At 69.9% G+C, this 18,478-nt stretch carries 15 protein-coding genes; 5 read left to right on the forward strand and 10 right to left on the reverse strand.

Features of this window, described 5'->3' with window-relative positions:
* The first annotated feature begins 2 nt into the window (after positions 1-2).
* From ACLJK8_RS09300 to ACLJK8_RS09310, 3 genes are read left to right on the forward strand one after another with little or no spacing between them, the layout of a single operon-like run.
* Complete coding sequence (locus ACLJK8_RS09300; RefSeq protein ID WP_413149920.1) at positions 3-596, forward strand: YIP1 family protein; 594 nt, start codon at positions 3-5, stop codon at positions 594-596.
* A gap of 18 nt (positions 597-614) precedes the next feature.
* The gene (locus ACLJK8_RS09305; protein ID WP_413149922.1) at positions 615-1,220 is read left to right on the forward strand and encodes a YIP1 family protein; all 606 of its coding nucleotides are present in this window, start codon (positions 615-617) and stop codon (positions 1,218-1,220) included.
* Complete coding sequence (locus tag ACLJK8_RS09310) at positions 1,220-2,440, forward strand: cysteine desulfurase (RefSeq protein ID WP_413149923.1); 1,221 nt, start codon at positions 1,220-1,222, stop codon at positions 2,438-2,440. Before ACLJK8_RS09305 ends, ACLJK8_RS09310 begins: the two co-directional genes overlap by 1 nt.
* 322 nt (positions 2,441-2,762) lie before the next feature.
* Here the strand turns inward: ACLJK8_RS09310 and rpe are convergent, their stop codons facing one another.
* Positions 2,763-3,452, reverse strand: a complete 690-nt coding sequence (gene rpe / locus ACLJK8_RS09315) for a ribulose-phosphate 3-epimerase (RefSeq protein ID WP_413149939.1) — start codon at positions 3,450-3,452, stop codon at positions 2,763-2,765.
* A gap of 2 nt (positions 3,453-3,454) precedes the next feature.
* Complete coding sequence (locus ACLJK8_RS09320; protein WP_413149925.1) at positions 3,455-4,321, reverse strand: NAD(P)-dependent oxidoreductase; 867 nt, start codon at positions 4,319-4,321, stop codon at positions 3,455-3,457.
* An 83-nt stretch (positions 4,322-4,404) separates the two neighbouring features.
* On the opposite strand from ACLJK8_RS09320, the gene ACLJK8_RS09325 reads away from it, so the two are divergent.
* Positions 4,405-6,855 carry a penicillin acylase family protein gene (locus tag ACLJK8_RS09325; protein ID WP_413149926.1) on the forward strand — a complete coding sequence of 817 codons (2,451 nt, stop codon included), beginning with the start codon at positions 4,405-4,407 and terminating at the stop codon, positions 6,853-6,855.
* A gap of 64 nt (positions 6,856-6,919) precedes the next feature.
* On the opposite strand, the gene ACLJK8_RS09330 is transcribed toward ACLJK8_RS09325, so the two are convergent.
* From ACLJK8_RS09330 to ACLJK8_RS09340, 3 genes are all read right to left on the reverse strand, one after another.
* Positions 6,920-8,179, reverse strand: coding sequence for an Nramp family divalent metal transporter (locus tag ACLJK8_RS09330; protein WP_413149927.1), 1,260 nt, complete (start codon positions 8,177-8,179; stop codon positions 6,920-6,922).
* 133 nt (positions 8,180-8,312) lie between these two features.
* Positions 8,313-11,861, reverse strand: a complete 3,549-nt coding sequence (gene mfd / locus ACLJK8_RS09335; protein ID WP_413149928.1) for a transcription-repair coupling factor — start codon at positions 11,859-11,861, stop codon at positions 8,313-8,315.
* A 52-nt stretch (positions 11,862-11,913) separates the two neighbouring features.
* Entirely contained in the window at positions 11,914-12,414 is a 501-nt protein-coding gene (locus tag ACLJK8_RS09340) for a hypothetical protein (RefSeq protein WP_413149929.1), read from the reverse strand.
* A gap of 292 nt (positions 12,415-12,706) precedes the next feature.
* Here ACLJK8_RS09340 and ACLJK8_RS09345 point away from each other — a divergent pair, with 292 nt between their 5' ends.
* Positions 12,707-13,024 carry a DMT family transporter gene (locus ACLJK8_RS09345; protein WP_413149930.1) on the forward strand — a complete coding sequence of 106 codons (318 nt, stop codon included), beginning with the start codon at positions 12,707-12,709 and terminating at the stop codon, positions 13,022-13,024.
* A gap of 25 nt (positions 13,025-13,049) precedes the next feature.
* On the opposite strand, the gene ACLJK8_RS09350 is transcribed toward ACLJK8_RS09345, so the two are convergent.
* The 5 genes from ACLJK8_RS09350 to fliL all read right to left on the reverse strand — a co-directional run bounded on the left by ACLJK8_RS09350 (position 13,050) and on the right by fliL (position 17,915).
* Positions 13,050-15,188: a hypothetical protein gene (locus ACLJK8_RS09350; RefSeq protein WP_413149931.1), complete on the reverse strand. Its 2,139-nt coding sequence runs from the start codon at positions 15,186-15,188 to the stop codon at positions 13,050-13,052.
* Entirely contained in the window at positions 15,188-16,051 is an 864-nt protein-coding gene (motA, locus tag ACLJK8_RS09355; RefSeq protein ID WP_413149932.1) for a flagellar motor stator protein MotA, read from the reverse strand. The genes ACLJK8_RS09350 and motA overlap by 1 nt, the downstream gene beginning before the upstream one ends.
* Positions 16,052-16,135: 84 nt before the next feature.
* The gene (locus ACLJK8_RS09360) at positions 16,136-16,654 is read right to left on the reverse strand and encodes a MotE family protein (RefSeq protein ID WP_413149933.1); all 519 of its coding nucleotides are present in this window, start codon (positions 16,652-16,654) and stop codon (positions 16,136-16,138) included.
* Positions 16,655-16,693: 39 nt separating this feature from the next.
* Entirely contained in the window at positions 16,694-16,864 is a 171-nt protein-coding gene (locus ACLJK8_RS09365; RefSeq protein WP_413149935.1) for a hypothetical protein, read from the reverse strand.
* Between the two features lie 550 nt (positions 16,865-17,414).
* Entirely contained in the window at positions 17,415-17,915 is a 501-nt protein-coding gene (gene fliL, locus ACLJK8_RS09370) for a flagellar basal body-associated protein FliL (protein ID WP_413149936.1), read from the reverse strand.
* Between the last annotated feature and the right edge of the window lie 563 nt (positions 17,916-18,478).

The raw sequence follows: 18,478 nt of genomic DNA on the forward strand, positions 1-18,478 counted from the left end.
CCATGAGCGCGGGCGCGCCATCGGGTCTGGTCGCGGCGATGGCCGAAGCCTATCGCCGGCCCCGCGCCGCGATGGCGCGACTGCTCGCGGGCGGCATCACCGAGGCGCGCGCGCTGGTGCTGCTCTTCATCGCCTGCGCGCTCGGCTTCGTCGCGAGCGTGCCCGAGGCGATCCTGCGGGCGCGGGCGATCGAGATCGCGGACCCGCTGGCGGGGGTCGTGGCGGCGCATTTCTTCGCCTATCTCTTCATCGCGCCGCTCCTCGCCTACGGTCTCGCCGCGCTCGCGCATCTCGCGGCGCGGGGCTTCGGGGCGCGGGGCGGGTTTTTCGGTGCGCGGGTCGCGCTTTTCTGGTCCGCGCTGCTTGGCGCGCCGCTCGCGCTCGCGGTGGCGGCGCTACGCGCGGTCGCGGGCGATCTCGCGGCGCCGGTCGGACTCGCGGCGTTTTTCTACTGGCTCTGGCTCTTCGTCGCGGGTTTCGCCGAGGCGGAGGGGTTCTCCGCCACCTGGCGCGTCGGCGCGGTCACGGGGGTTGCACTCGCGCTTCTCGCGATCTCATTGTCGCTCCTGACGCGCGGCGCGTCGATCGCGGGCTGAGCGAAGGGAGTTGCCATCATGGCGAAGGAACCGCTTTCGACGGTCGGGCCGTGGCCCGAGATCGCCCGCGACAGCCTGACGCGCCCGCGCGAGGCGGCGCGGCGGCTGATCGCGCTGCATGTGCATCCGCGCGACCTGGTCTTCGTCGCCATGGTCATTTCCTGCATCGGCATCCTGATCGCCTATGCGACGATGCGGATCGGCGGCGGAATGATCGATCCGGTCTCCGCCGAACTCCTCTCGATGCCGTTGGTCGCGGCGGGTATGGAGTTCGCGGTCATGCTGACCGTCGGCTGGCTGACCTGGAAGATCGGGCAGCTCTTCGGGGGAAAGGGCACGCTTCAGGCGGCGGTGACGCTGGTGATCTGGCTGAACGTCATGCTTCTCGGCATCCAGGCGCTGCAGTTCGTGGCACTCGCGGTCCTGCCGGTGCTCGCCGCCGCGCTCGCGCTCGTCGGCATGGTCTGGGCGCTCTGGGCCTTCGCGAATTACGTGACCGAGCTGCACGGTTTCGACAACCCCCTGATGGTCATGGGCGGCATCGTCCTGACCGGAATCGTTCTTCTGATCGCCCTGGGGCTTCTTTTCGCGCTCATGGGGCTGACACCGCGTGAGGTGGGCTGATGTATGATGTCGACGCGGTACGCCGCGATTTCCCGATCCTGTCCCGCGAAGTTCACGGCAAGCCGCTGGTCTATCTCGACAACGGCGCCTCGGCGCAGAAGCCGAAGGCGGTGATCGACGCGGTCGCCGAGACCTACGCCGACGGTTACGCCAATGTGCACCGCGGGCTGCACTATCTCTCGAACCAGGCGACCGACCGCTACGAGGCGGTGCGCGGCACGATCCAGCGCTTCCTCGGGGCCGCGCATGAGGACGAGATCATCTTCACGACCGGCTCGACGATGGGGATCAACCTCGTCTCCTATGGCTGGGCGGCGCCGAGGTTCGAGCCCGGCGACGAGATCGTGCTGAGCGTGATGGAGCATCACGCGAATATCGTGCCTTGGCATTTCCTGCGCGAACGGCAGGGCGCGGTGCTCAGGTGGGTCGAGACCGCGCCCGACGGCTCGCTCGATCCGGAGGCGGTGATCGCGGCGATCGGGCCCCGGACGAAGCTCGTCGCGATCACGCATATGTCGAACGTGCTGGGCACGGTCGTCGATGTGAAGGCGATCTCGGCGGCGGCGCGGGAGCGGGGCGTCGCGGTCCTGATCGACGGCAGCCAGGCGGCGGTGCACATGCCGGTCGATGTCGAGGACATCGGCTGCGACTTCTACGCCATCACCGGGCACAAGCTATACGGTCCGACCGCCTCTGGCGCGATCTACATCCGGCGCGAGCGCATGGCGGAGATGCGGCCCTTCCTCGGCGGCGGCGACATGATCCGGGAAGTCACGCGCGATTCGGTGAGCTACAACGATCCGCCGCATGAATTCGAGGCGGGAACGCCGGGGATCGTGCAGATGATCGGCCTCGGAGTCGCAATCGACTACCTGACCGGGCTGGGTCTCGACAACGTCGCCGCGCATGAGCACGCGCTGCGCGACTATGCGACCGAGCGCCTGACCGGGCTGAACTGGCTGAACCTGCAGGGGACGGCGCCGGACAAGGGGGCGATCTTTTCTTTCACGATGAGCGGGGGCGCGCATCCGCACGACATCTCCACCGTCGTCGATCGCAAGGGGGTGGCGGTTCGCGCCGGGCACCACTGCGCCCAGCCGCTGATGAATCATCTCGGGGTGACGGCCACTTGCCGCGCTTCCTTCGCGCTCTATAACACGAGGGAGGAGGTCGATGCGCTGGTAAGCGCGCTGGAGACCTGCCACGAGCTTTTCGCTTGATGGTTGATTGGTTAGTCAACCATTGCGCCTATAGCCCGTAACTTCGGGATTGTTGAAGCATGGACCTTAGGTTTTGACCGAAGTGTGTGATTCGGTTAGTATTCCGGCATTGCACGACAGAATGTTTCAACGGCTCCGGTGAGGGGCGGTCTGCCGGAATTAACCGGATTACCTGATGAACTGACGACGGGAATTGTGTCCGTTCAGCCGATCGCCGGACTTCCGGCCTTTGGCGCGCCCCGTGAGGATTTGGCCCTCGCGGGGCGTGTTCATGTCGGCGGTCGGGCCCCGGTCAAGCGGGGTCCGGGATGCGGCCGGCGGCTCAGGCGGGTATCTCCGCCCCGGCGCAGGCCTCGCGGATCGCGCGGATGTTCGATCCATAGGCCTCGGGCGTGCCGCCCTTGAAGACGGCGGAGCCGGCGACGAGCGCGTCCGCGCCCGCGGCGCGGCAGAGCGGCGCGGTCGCCGGTGTCACGCCGCCATCCACCTCGATCCAGATCGGCCGGCCGCCGATCATCTCCCGGAGGCTCCGGATCTTCGGAAGCTGCGATTCGAGGAACGACTGGCCACCGAAGCCGGGATTGACCGTCATGACGAGGATGAGGTCGCATTTGTCGAGCACGTATTCCACGGCCGAAGGCGGCGTCGATGGCGTGAGCGAGACCCCGGCCTTCTTCCCGAGCCCCCGGATCGTCGCGAGCGAGCGGTCGAGATGGGGTCCCGCTTCGGCGTGGATCGTGATGATGTCGGCTCCGGCTTGGGCGAAAGCTTCGAGATAGGGATCGGCCGGCTGGATCATCAGATGCACGTCCATCACCGTTCGGACATGCGGGCGGATCGCGGCGACGACATTGGGGCCGATGGTGATGTTCGGGACGAAATGTCCGTCCATCACGTCGACATGCACCCAGTCGCAGCCCTGATCCTCGATCGCGCGCACCTCCTCGCCCAGCCGCGCGAAATCGGCGGAGAGGATCGAGGGCGCGATCTTGAGATCGCGCGAGAAGGCCAGCGTCACTTCGGCAGCCTCCGTATCAGCGAGGAGGTGTCGCCCCGGCCGCCGCCCATCTGCTGCACTTCCTTGTAGAACTGGTCGATCAGCGCGGTGGCGGGCAGGAGAGCGCCGTTGCGTTCCGCCTCGGCGAGACAGATGCGGAGGTCCTTGCGCATCCAGTCGACGGCGAAGCCGAAGTCGAACTTGTCCGCGATCATGGTGTTGCCGCGGTTCTCCATCTGCCAGGACCCCGCCGCGCCCTTGGAGATCACTTCGAGCACCGCCTCGCCGTCGAGCTCGGCGCGCTGCGCGAAGGCCAGCGCCTCGGAAAGCCCCTGCAGGAGACCGGCGATCGCGATCTGGTTCACCATCTTGGTCAGCTGGCCGCTGCCCGCCGGCCCCATCAGCCGGCAGGCGCGGGCGAAGGCCATTATGACCGGCTCAGCCCGCGCGTAAGGTTCCGCTTCGCCACCGCACATCACGGTCAGCACGCCGTTCTCGGCGCCCGCCTGACCGCCGGATACGGGGGCGTCGATGAAATGCGCGCCCTTGGCGAGCGCGGCCTTGTTCAACTCACGCGCGACCTCGGCCGAGGCGGTGGTGTTGTCGACCAGCACCGCGTCCCGCCCGAGCGTTTCGAGCACGCCGCCCTCGCCCACGGTGACCGCGCGCAGGTCGTCGTCGTTGCCGACGCAGGTGAAGACGATCTCCGCGCCCTCGGCCGCCTTGGCCGGGGTGTCGGCATGGGCCCCGCCGTTCTGCTCGGCCCAGGCCTGGGCCTTGGCGGCGGTGCGGTTGTAAACCGTGACGGAATGGCCCTTCGCGGCCACATGCCCGGCCATCGGATACCCCATGACCCCAAGTCCGATGAATGCCACCTTGGCCATGTCCAGCCCTTCCTCCGTTGCGCGATCCCCTGATGGACTGCTATCTCCCGCGGGGTCAAGTCCGTGCGAGGGCCGGTTTCCGGATGGCATTTCTGTTTCGTTGGTTGTCGCGGTTGTTCCTCGCGCTCGTCCTTCTCGCCCTGGCCGCGTCCGGCCTGGTCTACTACCTCGCGTCGCAATCGCTCCCCGATTACGGGCGGAGCTACCGGGTGGAGGGGCCGAAGGCCGAGATCCCGATCCTGCGCGACAGCTACGCCGTGCCGCATATCCTCGCCACCAATGACGCCGACGCCTTCTTCGGCCTCGGCTTCGCCCACGCGCAGGACCGGCTCTGGCAGATGATGCTGCTGCGGCGGACGGCGCAGGGGCGGCTCTCGGAACTGTTCGGCGCGGAGACGCTGCCGATCGACCGGCTGATGCGCGCGCTCGACCTTCACGGGCTCTCCCGCGCGGCGGTGGAGGCGCAGGACGCCGAGTCGGCCGCCGCGCTCGCCGCCTATTCGGAGGGCGTCAACGCCTGGCTCCGCGTGGTGCGCGACGAGGCGCTCGGCCGGGGGGCGCCGGAGTTCTTCCTGTTCGATCCGCGGCTCGCGCCCTGGACGCCGGCGGATTCGATCGCGATCCTGAAGCTCATGGCCCTGCGGCTGACGGACAAGGCGCAGCGCGAGACGCTGCGCGCCAGCCTGTCGCTGCGTCTTCCGCCCGATCGGCTTCGCGACATTCTCCCCGAGTCGCCGAACGCCGCGGTGATGGGCCTGCCGAAATATTCCGACCTCATCCCCGAGGCTTCGGGGAACTGGGCCGTCGCCTCGGCGGGTCCGCTCGATCCCGTGGCGCCGGTCACGCTCGCGGGCGCCTCGAACGCCTTCGCGGCGACGGCGGCGCGGGCGGCGCGGGGGGCGCCGCTGCTCGCGAGCGATCCGCATCTCGCGCTCTCGGCGCCGTCGATCTGGATGCTGGCGCGGCTGAACCTCTCCACCGGGCCTGTGATCGGCGGGACGATCCCGGGCATCCCCGCCGTGCTGATCGGGCGCAATCCCGAGCTCGGCTGGGGTCTCACCTCGAGCTACCTCGACGATCAGGACATCTTCATCGAGAAGCTCGATCCCGCCGATCCGGGCCGCTACCTGACGCCCGAGGGGCATGAGCCCTTCGTCACACGCACCGCCAGGATCGGGGTGAAGGACGCGGGCACGGTCGAGCAGGAGTTGCGCTGGACGCGCCATGGCCCGGTGCTGCCGCCGGACCGTTTCGGCGTCGCGGCGGTGACGCCGCCCGATCATGTCGCAAGCCTCGCCTGGACCGCGCTCACGCCCGAGGACACGTCGATCTCGGCGGCGATCGGCCTCATGCGCGCGCATTCGATCCGCGAGGCGCGCGAGGCGGCGCGGGGCATGATCGCGCCCTCGCTGAACCTGACGCTCGCCGATCGGGAGACGGTCGCGCTCCTGATGACGGGCGCCGCCCCGGCGCGTCAGGAGGCGAGCACGACGCAGGGGCGCGTCCCGAGCGCCGGCTGGCTCGCCGCGAACGACTGGCAGGGGCGGCGGCCCTTCGAGGAGAACCCCTGGGTCGTCGATCCGCCGAGCGGCATCGTCGTCAATACCAACAACCGGATCACCGAGGCCGCCTTCCCGGATCATCTGAGCTTCGACTGGGGTGACGACTATCGGATCCAGCGGGCGGCGAAGCTGCTCGGGGAGCGGGAGTATCATTCGCTCGACAGTTTCATCGAGATCCAGACCGACATCGTCTCGCAGGGCGCGCGGGCGCTCCTGCCGCTGATCGCACGCGATCTGTGGTACTCCGGCGAGCCGACGGCGGCCGACCCCGTGGCGCGGCAGCGCCAGCTGGCGCTGGAGCGCCTCGCGAACTGGACCGGGGCGATGAACGACAACGACCCTGAGCCGCTGGTCTACGCCGCCTGGGTCCGCGCACTGAAGCGGCGGCTCGCGGTCGACGAGCTCGGGCCGATGGTCGAGACGGTGCCGCTCGATCCGGTCTTCGTGGAGCGGGTCTACCGCGACGTGGACGGCGCCGCCCAGTGGTGCGACGTGAAGCAGACGACCCCGAAGGAGGATTGCGTCGAGATCGCGCGCCGCGCGCTCGACGACGCGCTGGCGGAACTGGCCGAGAGCTACGGGCCCAGGCTCGAAAGCTGGCGCTGGGGCGACGCCCATGTCGCGCTTCACAAGCACCCGACTCTCGGCGACCTGCCGGTGCTGGGCCATCTCGTCAACATCCGCCAGAGCGCGGCGGGCGGCGACGACACGCTGATGCGCGGCCTGACCCCCGGTTCCGGACCGTTCCCCTATCGCGACGTTCATGCGGCCGGGCTGCGGGTCGTCTATGATTTCGCCGATCCGGACTCGAGCGTCTTCGTCGTCGCGACCGGCCAGAGCGGCAATCCGATGTCGCGCCATTACGACGATCTGGCGGGGCCCTGGCAGCGCGGCGAGTATATCCCGATGGCGCTCGACCTGGACCGGGTCCGGGCGGGGGCGCTGGGGACGACACTGCTGTCGCCCCCCTGAACCGGAGCCCGATGACCTCCGGTCAGGTGATCCCCGGCCCGGTAAACCCCGCCCGCCGCGGGCGTCAGGAGAACGCCCGGGCGATCACTCCCTGAAGCTGGTTCAGCGCCAGCGCCGCGAAGGCCAGCGTGCAGATGACGAGCAGGATGTTCGTCACCGGCTTGTTGCGCCATTCGACGGGCACGCGGTCGGTGTTGAGAATCCAGAGCAGCGTGATCGACATGAACGGCATGAAGAGCGCGCCGAGCACGCCATAGGCGAGGATCAGATAGACCGGCTGGCCGAGGAAGAGCATGATCATCGGCGGGAAGGTCAGCCAGAGGATATAGGCCTTGTAGTAGAGCCCGCCCGACTGCCGGTCGGGATGGTCATGCGGGCGGCCCATCTGCTGGCCGGCGTAATCGGCGAACATGAGGCTGACGCCGTTCCAGACGCCGACGAGCGAGCTCATCGAGGCGGCCCAGAAGCCGATCAGGAACACCGTGCCCATGACCGCGCCGTAGCGTTCGCCGAGCACGCGCGCGAGATCGACCATGCCCTGATCGCCCGAGCCGATGGCGATTCCGGCGGAATAGAGCAGTTCCGCGCCGACGATCAGGGTCGCCACGACGAAGATGCCGGTGACGAGGTAGGCCACCTGATTGTCGAGCCGCATCACCCGCATGAATCTCGGCGTGTCCCAGCCCTTCTCGCGGATCCAGTAGCCGTAGGCGGCGAGCGTGATCGTGCCGCCGACGCCGCCCGCGACGCTCAGAACGTTGATGAGCGCGCCTTCCGGGATCCTGGGCACGAGGCCCGCGAAGATCTCGCCGAGGTTCGGCAGCGTGAAGATCGCGGCGATCAGCATCGAGAAGAACATCAGGATGACCATGGCCGTCAGCGCCCGCTCGAAGAGATCGTAGCGGCCGGACCAGACCAGCGCGAGGCCGAGCAGGCCCGAGATGATGCCCCAGGCCGCGACGCTCAGGAACGGAAACAGCGAATAGAGCGCGAGCCCGACACCCGCCATGGCCGCGGCGCCGTAGACGAAGCCCCAGATCACGATGTAGGGGCCGAAATACCACGAGGTCCACCGCCCGAGGCTGCGCCAGCCCTCGAAGATCGTGTTGCCGGTCGCGAGCGTGTAGCGGCCGGCGCCCTCGACGAGGATGACCTTCATGAAACAGCCCGCGACGACCGCCCAGAGCAGCGCGTAGCCGTATTTGCTGCCCGCGACCGTCGTCGCGATCAGGTCAGCCGCGCCGACACCGGTCGCCGCGACGACGAGGCCGGGGCCGACGAGGCTCCATTTCGGCTCCACCTGATGGTCCGTCCTGTTCGCCATGGTCTGTCCTTCTGTCCTGATCGGATCGCCTGAGGGCGGCCCCGGGGGTGGTGATGACCCACTTGTGCCGCGCCGGCGCGGGCCGATCAATACGCGCGTCCGCGCGACGCCATGAGCGAGAGGCCGAAGGGGGTCAGCGCGCCCCGACGCGCTTCTCCGCGCCCGGCCCGGACCCCGACTTGGACTCCGGCTTGGGCCCCGGCTGGGCAGCCGCCTTCGGCGGTGCCATGAGCGCGGCGAGGTCGCGCGCGATCTGGAAGGCGCCGACGAGGCGGGATTTCTGGTCGGGCCAGGCGCGGGCGATGACGATCCGGTTGTCCTTGACCTTGGCCGCGCCCTTCTGGTTCTGCAGGAACTCGACCAGCGCCTCGGGCCGCGCCACGCGGTCGTTGTGGAATTGCACCGTCGCGCCCTTCGGCCCGCCGTCGAGCTTGGCGATGCCCGCGCGCTTGCAGAGCGCCTTGATCCGGACGATCAGCATCAGCGTATCGACCTCGGGCGGCAGCGGCCCGAACCGGTCGATGAGCTCCGCCGCGAAACCTTCCATCTCCACCTTGCGCTCCAGCGAGGAGAGGCGGCGGTAGAGGCCGAGGCGCACGTCGAGATCGGGCACGTAATCCTCGGGGATCAGCACCGGCACGCCGAGGTTGATCTGCGGCGACCATTCGCCGGCGTCCTCGGTCATTTCGATATCGCCGGACCGGAGCTTGGCGATCGCCTCCTGCAGCATCTCCTGGTAAAGCTCGAACCCGACCTCGCGCACCTGCCCCGACTGTTCCTCGCCGAGCAGGTTGCCCGCGCCCCGGATGTCGAGATCCTGGCTCGCCAGCGTGAAACCCGCGCCGAGGCTGTCGATCGAGCCGAGGACGCGCAGCCGCTTCTCCGCCTGCGGTGTCAGTTTCTTGCGCGGCTCGGTCGTCATGAAGGCATAGGCGCGCAGTTTCGAGCGGCCGACGCGGCCCCGGATCTGATAAAGCTGCGCGAGGCCGAACATGTCGGCGCGGTCCACGACCAGCGTGTTGGCGGTTGGAATGTCGAGCCCTGATTCGATGATAGTCGTCGCGAGCAGCACGTCATACTGCCCGTCGTAGAAGGCGTTCATCCGGTCGTCGAGCTCGGTCGCCGCCATCTGGCCATGCGCGACCACCACCTTCACCTCAGGCACCTGTTCCTTGAGGAAATCCTCGATGCCGGGGATGTCGGAGATCCGCGGCACCACGTAGAACGACTGCCCGCCCCGGTAGTGCTCGCGCAACAGTGCTTCGCGGATCGTCACCGGGTCGAATTCCGAGACATAGGTGCGGATCGCGAGCCGGTCGACCGGTGGTGTGGCGATCAGCGACAGTTCCCGCACGCCCGAGAGCGCCATCTGCAGCGTCCGCGGGATCGGCGTCGCGGTCAGCGTCAGCACATGCACGTCCGAGCGGAGCTCCTTCAGCCGCTCCTTGTGCTGCACGCCGAAATGCTGCTCCTCGTCGATGACGAGCAGGCCGAGATTGGCGAAGCGGATGCTCTTGGCGAGCAGCGCATGAGTGCCGACGACGATATCGACCTTGCCGCGGGCGAGATCCTCGCGGGTCTCGGCCGCTTCCTTCGCCGGGACGAAGCGGCTCAGCGATCGCACGTTGATCGGCAGCCCCCGGAAGCGCTCGGCGAAATTCTTGTAGTGCTGCCGGGCGAGGAGCGTGGTCGGCGCGACGACCGCGACCTGCGTTCCCGACATCGCCGCGACGAAGGCGGCGCGCAGCGCGACCTCGGTCTTGCCGAAGCCCACGTCGCCGCAGATGAGCCGGTCCATCGGCTGGCCCGATTCCATGTCACCGAGCACGTCCTGGATCGCGTTCAGCTGATCCTCGGTCTCGGTATAGGGGAAGCGGGCGCAGAACTCTTCCCAGAGATGGTGTTCCGGCGGTGTCAGCACCTGCCCCTTGCGGAGCGCGCGTTCGGCGGCGAGGCGGATGAGCCGGTCCGCCATCTCGCGGATGCGCTCCTTGAGCCGCGCCTTCTTCGCCTGCCAGGCGCCGCCGCCGAGCCGGTCGAGCAGCCCTTCCTCGTGGCCGTAGCGCGAGAGAAGCTCGATATTCTCGACCGGGAGATAGAGCTTGTCCCCGCCCGCGTATTCGAGCGCCACGCAATCATGCGGCGCGCCGGCGGCGGTGATGGTCTCGAGCCCCCTGTAGCGGCCGATGCCGTGATCGACATGGACGACGAGATCGCCGGGCGTGAGCCCCGCCGCCTCGGTCAGGAAATTGTCCGCCCGCCTGCGCCGCCGCGCGCCCCGGACCAGCCGGTCGCCGAGCACGTCCTGTTCGGAGATGACGGTGAGGCCCGGCGCCTCGAACCCGGCTTCGAGCGGCCAGACGGCGAGGAAGAGCCCGCCCTTGCCCTCGGGCACATCCGCCGCGGAGGCGATTTCCTTCGCGCCCGTCACCTCGCTGTCGGCGAGCAACCCCCCGAGGCGTTCACGGGCGCCCTTGGAGAAGCTCGCGACGACGACCTGACCCTCGCGCCGCCGGGCGCGGATGTGATCGGCGAGCGCCCCGAAGAGGCTCACCTGTTCGCGCTGGCGCTCGGGAGCGAAATCGCGGCCGATCCGTCCGCCCGCGTCGATGACGCCGGGGCCGGAAGGCTGGGGCAGGGGCGAGAGCCGGAGTTCCGGCCGGTTGCCGATCGCCCGGTCCCAGGCCGCGTCGTCGAGGTAGAGCTCCTCGGGCGGGATCGGCTTGTAGACCGTGCCGAGCTTCGACTTCGCCCTGAGCGCCTCGGCGCGCGTCGCATGGGCCTCCGTCAGCGCCTCCCAGCGTGCCTTGCGGCTCGCCGCGATCTGGTCGTCGAGCACCACGGGCGCGCCGGGGAGATAGTCGAACAGAGTCTCCAGCGACTCGTGGAAGAGCGGCAGCCAGTGCTCGTAGCCCTGATGCTTGCGCCCCGCGCTGACCGCCTCGTAGAGCGGATCGTCATTGCCCGCCGCGCCGAAAAGCGCGCGGTAGCGGGTGCGGAAGCGCTGGATCGACTCGTCGTCGAGGATGACTTCGGAGACCGGTGCGAGTTCGACGCGCGCGACCTTCTCGGTCGTCCGCTGCGTCTCGGGATCGAAGCGGCGCGCGGAATCGAGCACGTCGCCGAAGAGATCGAGCCGGATCGGCCCCCCGTTCCTGCCGCGGCCCGGCGGGTAGATGTCGATGATCCCGCCGCGCACCGCGTAATCACCCGGCTCCGTCACCGTCGGCGACTGCGAGAAGCCCATCCGCGCGAGATAGCCCCGGAGCGCCGCGAGATCGAGCCGCGCGCCGACCTCCGCCGTGAAGCTCGCCTCGCGGAGCCGCGCGCGGGGCGGCACCTTCTGCGTCGCGGCGTTCAGCGTCGTCAGGATCACGACTTCGCGCGAGAGTCCGTCGGCGAGCGCCGCGAGCGTCGCCATGCGCTGGGCGGCGATCTCGGAATTGGGCGAGATCCGGTCGTAAGGCAGGCAGTCCCAGGCCGGGAATGTCAGGACCGGCACCTTCGGCGCGAAGAAGCGCAGCGCCGCGCGGAGCGCCGCGAGCCGGGCGTCATCGCGCGCGACATGGATCACCGGACCCTTCGCGCGGGCCAGCGTCTCGGCGAGATAGCGTGCGTCGAATCCCTCGGGGCAGCCGCCGACGATCAGGCGGCCGGGAGAGAGCGGATCTTTCCGGGCCATGGGCGCGGAGGTACTCCAAGGACGCGGCCGCGGCAAGCGGCCACCCGCGGGGTCAGCGCGGGAAGTAGATGGGCGGATGCGTCACGGCGAGGATCGTGGCCGCGAACATCGCGATGATCGCGACCGCCTGGTTCGTCCCCCGGTGCCGTGTGAGCAGGCGCCGCAGCGGCTCGCCCCTGAGCTTCTCCCGGCGGATTCGGGCGGCCAGCCGGGCGGTGGTGGCGGCGATGAGGCAGAGCGGGAAGGCCAGCGGCGCGAGCGCCTTGGCGAGTTCGATCTGGAACAGGAAGCCCATGACCGCCAGCATCGCGAGCGTGAAGCCGGCCAGCGTCGCGAAGACGACCCCGGCGGCATCGGCGATGCCGGCCACCCGCTCGGCGGCGATATGCGCGAGCGTGTCCACGCGCGCGGAGACCTCGGGCAGCCTTGCCGCGCGGATCAGCATGTCATGGGGCACGCCGAGGACCCGCTGCGTGACCAGAGTCCAGACGAGCACGGTCAGGGCCCAGTACCAGACGCTGGCGAAGCTCATGGTGTCGAAGGGTGGCAGCAAGCAGGGGTCTCCACCGGGCCGGGGCGCCGCGTTTTCGCGACCGTGTCGCTCCTCGCTGCTTCTTGGCCGGTTCGCCGGCCACGCGCAAGGCGGGTATCGCACGACGGGTTCGCGCGGCCCCCGGAGCGCGTGCCGGGCGTGCCACCGGTTCGGGCATGCCTCCGAACCCCTCGGGGCCGGGTTGCCCCCTCGCGGCGGATGCCGTAGGTTCGGCGCGAAACGAGGACGACCTCTCCCTCCCGCGAGGGCACGTTGCCCGGGACGACCCGGACGCTCAAGGGACGGAGGCCGCATGGCTTGGGTCAGTCTGCTCGTGGCAGGACTTCTTGAAATCGTCTGGGCTTTCTCGATGAAACAGTCGGAGAGTTTCACCCGGCTGGTGCCGTCGATCATCACTCTGGTCGCGATGATCGGCAGCTTCTGGTTGCTGGCGCTCGCGATGCGGACGATCCCGCTCGGAACCGCCTATACGATCTGGACGGGCATCGGCGCGGTGGGCGCGTTCGTCGTCGGGATCGTCTGGCTCGCCGAACCGGTGACGGCGATGCGCGTGGCCGCGGCGGTGCTGATCGTCGCCGGGCTGGTCCTGATGAAGATCTCCAGTCCCTGACGGGCGGAACCGTCGCCGGCGCGGCTCAGTTCGCGCCCTCGGGGGCGGTGAGAAGACCCCGCACGAACTCCGCGACGCCGGGACCGGTCTCCAGAAGCTCGCGAGGCTCCTCGAGGCTCGGCCGGGCAAGTCCTGGTGCCTGGGCGGCGAAGGCGGTCTCGGCCGGTGTCGCGCCCGCGGGGCGCTCCGACCGGCCCATATAGGCTGCCATCGCACGTTCGGCCGGGTCGGCGGAGCCGCGTACGCGCGTCCAGTCGCCGGCGGGGAAGGCGTAGGGCGCGGTCTCGGGCTCGAGCCCGGCCGCTGCGAGCGTCCCCACCGCCTCCGACCAGGCGCCCGCCCCGGCCTCGGCGCGGGCCAGAAGCGCCGTGGCTTCCGTTCCCGGCAGGTTCGCCGCGAGCGCGTGCGCGCGCTCGGGATGGCCGAGGCGCAGTTCCGCCTCGGCGGCGATGAGCCGCGTTTCGGCCTCGCCGAGCGGTCCGGGGCCGGCGGTCAGGGAGGGTGCCACGAGATCGCGCGCCGCCGCCGGCAGGCCGATCGCGAGCAGCCGCCGCGCGATCGCGGCGCGGTCGGGCGCGGCGCCCCGGTCCCGCGCGATCAGCGCCGGATGGCCGAGGACCAGACCGGCCCAATCCGCCGCGCCGGGAGCGGCGTCCGGGCTTGCGAGCAGCCGCGTCGCGACGGTGGCGAAGCGCCGCGTCTCGGCCGGCAGATCCCGCCGCGCCGTCTCGAGCGCGTCGAGCGCGGCGGCGAGCGCGCCGCTTCGCCCGAGGGTCTCGGCCGAAAGGGCGAGCAGATCCGCCCGGAGCGGCAGTCCGCGCGAGAGATGCGCGGCGACCGCGAGATCGGCGGCGAGTTCTGGCGTTGGCGTGCCCGCGCGAAGGACGAGCCTCGCATGCCGCGCCAGCGCCTCGGTCGCCTCGGCGATCGGCGCCTGCGCGAGGTCGCGGAAGAGCGCCGACGCCTCCGCCGGCCTCTCCCGCTCCAGGAGCGCGGCGCGGGCGAAGGTGAATTCGGGCGTCTCCGGGAGACCCGCGCGCGTCACGAGATCGCGGAGCCGCGCCGCTTCCGCGACCCTCCCCGCGCCGAGGAAGCGGGAGATGAGCCGGGGACCGAGCAGGAGCCGCGTGTCCGGGGGCAGAGCGGCGAAGGCGGTTTCGAACCCCTTCTCCGGCACGTCGGGCGCGGGCAGGTCGCCCGCGAGCGCCTGCCAGAGCCCGTGCGCGCCGGGGCAGGTCTCGGGCTTGCGCAGCGGACCGGTGGCGGGCGGAGCGGTGCCCTCGACCACCCGCGCGAGATCTTCGAGCAGCGCCCGGTCAGGGAAACGCGCCGGGAAGGCCGCGAGCAGGCCCCGCGCCTCCAGCCCCAGGCCGGAACGGAGGTGGAGCCTGACGAGTTTCGCGAGAACCCGGGGATCAGCCTCCCCCGAGGCCGAGATCAGACCCCGCGCCGCTGCCGCTCGCGCGTCGGCGAAGGCCTCGCCCGGCCGGGGGCCGCCGAGATCGAAACGCGCGTCGGGAAGGCAATCCGGCGGCGGCGCGGGACGAAGCTCGCGGCGATCGCGGTCGAGCACGGTGACCGCCTCGATCTGGCGATGGCCGGGCGGCGTCGCCGCGGCCGGTCCCGCGGCCGGGACGGCATCGAGATCGACGACGCCCTGCTCGGCCGCGCGTTCGAGCTGGCGCAGCAGCGCGGCCTCGGCGGTGGCGACCACCCGTGCCTCGCGCGCGTCGCGCGCGGCATTGGCGGCGGCGCGGGATTTCGGCGGCGGCACGACCGGCCCCTCGGCGGGGGCGATGTCGAGCGCGACGAGGCGGCTGTCGATGCGCGTGGCACTGACGGAGCAGTCGCAGCCGAGCGTCAGCGCGACGCGGGTGCCGGCGGGCGTGTCGCCCGCCTCGATCGCCGAGACGCGGGCGCGGGTCAGCCGCGCGAGCGCGCGGCTCGTGTCGAAACCGAGCTTCCGGCCCGGAAAGATCAGCGCCGCCTCGCGTCCCTCCACGCGCAGCGAGAACGAAACCCCCGCGGCGACCGGCAGGACGACGCGGGTGAAGCCGGTGTGCTCGCCGCCCCGGATCGTCTGCGCCGCCGTCGCGGCTGGCAGCGCGAAGGCGGGCAGAAACGCGGCGGCGAGGATCGCCCGAAAATCCGGAAGCCCGGCCATCACGCGGCCTGGCGCGTGGCGCGAAGCGCGCCTTCCAGATCGCCGTAGCTCGGGCGGACGGCGGCGGGCGTGTTCTGCCGCCCGACCTCGACGCAGACATTGGCGGCGTGGTTGTGGAGCGCGGCCACCATGACCTCGCGGATCAGGTTGTAGAAGGTCTGGTCCTCGTCGATCACCGCCTTCACGCGCGAGGCGAAGGGGCCGACGATGCCATAGGCGAGGAAGACGCCCATGAAGGTCCCGACCAGCGCGCCCGCGATCATCTTGCCGAGCACCGGCGGCGGCTGGTCGATCGAGGCCATGGTCTTGATGACGCCGAGCACCGCCGCGACGATCCCGAGCGCGGGCAGGGCATCCGCCATGGTCTGGAGCGCGTGCGAGGAATGCTGCGCCTTGGCGTAGGTCTTCTCGATCCGCTTGGTGAGCACTTCCTCGACCTGGTGCGGGTCGTCGTAGTTCATCGAGGCCGACCGCAGCGTGTCGCAGATGAGCGAGACCGCCTCCGCGTCGGCGAGGATGCGCGGATAGGCCATGAAGATCGGCGAGGAGGCCGGGTCCTCGATATGCGAGTCGAGCTCGACCGGATTGGCCCGTGCCTTGATGAGCTGGAACATCAGGCACAGGAGGTCCTGATAGTCGCGCGGCTTCCACTTCGGTCCCTTGAAGACCTTGGCGATGTCCGACAGCGTGTGCTTGATCGTGTGGAAGTCGCTGGAGATGACGAAGGCCCCGATCGCGGCGCCGGCGATGATGATCATCTCATGCGGCAGGGCGTGGAGAATGATCTCGAGCTTGCCGCCGGCGATGATGTACCCACCGAAGACCATGGCGAAAACGATGCAGACTCCGGCTATTCCGACCATGTCCTCGTGTCCTGTCCGTCCGTCGCGCCCGTCCACGCGGGTCGCGCACAATCTGTGGGGGAGGCGGGTTAAGAAAGGTTCAAGTCACCGCGTCGGCACGCGCGAGTTGCGGCTCGCGACCGTGACCGTGACCGCGTAGGCGGCTTCGGGTGTCATGCCCGCCATGACCTGGGCCGCGATCTCGGGGCGCATCCGCGCGAGAAGTCCGGCGGCGAAGGCGACATCCATCTTGTCTAGGATGCGCGCGGCGTCGCCGGGCTTCATCTTCTCGTAGACCGCCGTCATCCGGTCGATGTCCTTCTCGGCGGCCTTGTCGGCCGAGGCGAGCGTGCCCTCGAGCTGTTCGCGCGCCTTCTCGAAGGCCGCGAGCTGCTCTTCGAGCTTGGTCTCGGCGACGCCGAGCGCCTGGGCGCGGTCGGCGAGCGTCTTGTCGCGGGCGTCGAGATCCGCTTCGCGGGCCCGGAGCGCGGCGAGGAGCGCGTCGTTCGGCGTGGGTGCGGGCACCGGCTCCGCGCTCCGCGACAGTTCCTGCGCCACGGCGAGGCCGCCCTCGCCGAAGCGCAGCGAGGCGGAGCCGAGAAAGCAGAGTACGATAAGGGACACGCCGCCGATCGCGGCGCGGTTGCGTCCACCGGCCATCGCTCAGGCCTTGTCGCCGGCGAGCGCGCGCAGCGTCGCGAGGATCTCTTCCTCAGCCTTGCCGTCGGCCTCCGTGCTTCTCGCGGCGGCGGAAAGCGAGCGGACCGCCGGCAGGCCGCGCGGCTTGGGCAAGCCGTCGGCGGAGGGCTCGGGCCGGCCGGGGCTCGATTGCATCCCGGCGGGGGCCGTCCGGAGGGCAGGCGCCGGGGCGGGGCGCGCGGAAGGGGCGCGCGCCGCGGAGGTGGGGGCCGGAGAGGAGGGAGCGGAGGGAGGCCGTCCCTCGGGCGCGGAGCCGCGCGCGGGACGGGCGGCGGTCGCCCGGAGCGCCGGCTGAGCCGGTTCCGAACCGTTCGGATCGTTCACTGCCGCGAGCAGGAGGCGCAACTGCTCCGCCGCCGCTTCGGCCCGGGTGGCGAGCCGGGCGAGTTCCTGGCGGCCTTCGCGCGTATTGGCGCGCGCCTCGTCGAGCGTCGCNCGCCGCCGCTTCGGCCCGGGTGGCGAGCCGGGCGAGTTCCTGGCGGCCTTCGCGCGTATTGGCGCGCGCCTCGTCGAGCGTCGCGCGGGCGAGTTCGATCTGGCGCGTGAGGCGCACGAGCGTACCGCCGAGCCCCTTGTCGAGATCCTTGAGCGCGTCGACCCGGCGGGCCAGCACCCAGCAATATGTCGCCGCGAACAGCGTCGCGGCGAGGAGCAGCCCGTCCGTGAGCAGTTCCAACTGAGCCTCCTAGTTCAGGATGAATTCGGTGACGAGGATATCGCGCACGTCGTCGCCGCCGGCGACGAGCTGGACGCGGCGCAGCATCTGCGCCCGGAGCCGCGGCATGGCGGCGGGGTCTTCGAGTTCGGCCACATCGACGGCGCGGAGATAGCCGATCAGCACGTCGAGGATTCGCGGCCTGAACGCCTCCACCGCCGGCATGAGCCCCGGCGCGGTCTCGATCGTCGCAGCGAGGCGCAGGTGCCGCGCCCCCTGGCCCGGCGCGAGCGAGACCGTGATCGGATCGAGCGGCAGGAAGATCTCACCGCCGGCCTCCGCGCCGTGGCCGGCGGCGACGGGCTTCGGTGATCCGCCACGCGAGATGGCGAGCGGGTCGACGAGGCCGGCGTAGACCGTGCCGAATCCCGCGCCGCCGAGAACGATGGCGAGGATGGCGCCGATCAGCAATCCCGCGCGGCCGCGCTTTCTCGGAGCGTCGTCGGGGGCGGGAAGGGCGGCTTCGGTCATCGCGTCATCCGGATGCTGGCTGGTTCGGTGCTGCGAGCATTAGCCGGGCGACCACTAACAAAATTTTACGGAACGGTACGCTTTTGGACTTAGACTCGACGTGCACACCAGATGTGGTATGCTGACGGCAGGCGACCGCGATTCGGTTGGCTGCCTCCGTTTTGGGGCAGGACGAAACCAAGGGACAGAAGCCTAAGGGCAAGTGACTAGCCCTCGCCCAAGTGAACTAGACGTACTACGCAACGTGCAGGTATCTGAATAATCCCAGAAGCCTGCACGTTGTCATCCGCTACGCGGCCGATATTCGGCGCAAGCGCCTTCACATCCTCAGTGTCCTGCACGAGCCATCCGACAGAACTGCATTTCACTACGGATGGCGATCGAAGCTCACTTATGTATTGCCAGTGCGACGCCGGCTGTACGCTGTCTTCCCATTCGATCAGGACTAAGAGCCGAACCCGAAATGAGTTGAGCGATATCATAGGGTTGTGATTCACGTCGGTTTGCGAAGACTGACGGAGATCGGATGCCTTGGAATGATACCGCTCGGCGTGACTATGTCC

The sequence above is a fragment of the Amaricoccus sp. W119 genome (assembly GCF_047275745.1).
GTDB lineage: Bacteria > Pseudomonadota > Alphaproteobacteria > Rhodobacterales > Rhodobacteraceae > Amaricoccus.

Coding starts and splice junctions, on each gene's coding strand:
- ACLJK8_RS09300 (WP_413149920.1), top strand. CDS start 3: ATGAGCGCGGGCGCGCCATCGGGTCTGGTCGCGGCGATGGCCGAAGCC.
- ACLJK8_RS09305 (WP_413149922.1), top strand. CDS start 615: ATGGCGAAGGAACCGCTTTCGACGGTCGGGCCGTGGCCCGAGATCGCC.
- ACLJK8_RS09310 (WP_413149923.1), top strand. CDS start 1,220: ATGTATGATGTCGACGCGGTACGCCGCGATTTCCCGATCCTGTCCCGC.
- ACLJK8_RS09320 (WP_413149925.1), bottom strand. CDS start 4,321: ATGGCCAAGGTGGCATTCATCGGACTTGGGGTCATGGGGTATCCGATG.
- ACLJK8_RS09325 (WP_413149926.1), top strand. CDS start 4,405: ATGGCATTTCTGTTTCGTTGGTTGTCGCGGTTGTTCCTCGCGCTCGTC.
- ACLJK8_RS09330 (WP_413149927.1), bottom strand. CDS start 8,179: ATGGCGAACAGGACGGACCATCAGGTGGAGCCGAAATGGAGCCTCGTC.
- mfd (WP_413149928.1), bottom strand. CDS start 11,861: ATGGCCCGGAAAGATCCGCTCTCTCCCGGCCGCCTGATCGTCGGCGGC.
- ACLJK8_RS09345 (WP_413149930.1), top strand. CDS start 12,707: ATGGCTTGGGTCAGTCTGCTCGTGGCAGGACTTCTTGAAATCGTCTGG.
- ACLJK8_RS09350 (WP_413149931.1), bottom strand. CDS start 15,188: ATGGCCGGGCTTCCGGATTTTCGGGCGATCCTCGCCGCCGCGTTTCTG.
- motA (WP_413149932.1), bottom strand. CDS start 16,051: ATGGTCGGAATAGCCGGAGTCTGCATCGTTTTCGCCATGGTCTTCGGT.
- ACLJK8_RS09365 (WP_413149935.1), bottom strand. CDS start 16,864: ATGCAATCGAGCCCCGGCCGGCCCGAGCCCTCCGCCGACGGCTTGCCC.
- fliL (WP_413149936.1), bottom strand. CDS start 17,915: ATGACCGAAGCCGCCCTTCCCGCCCCCGACGACGCTCCGAGAAAGCGC.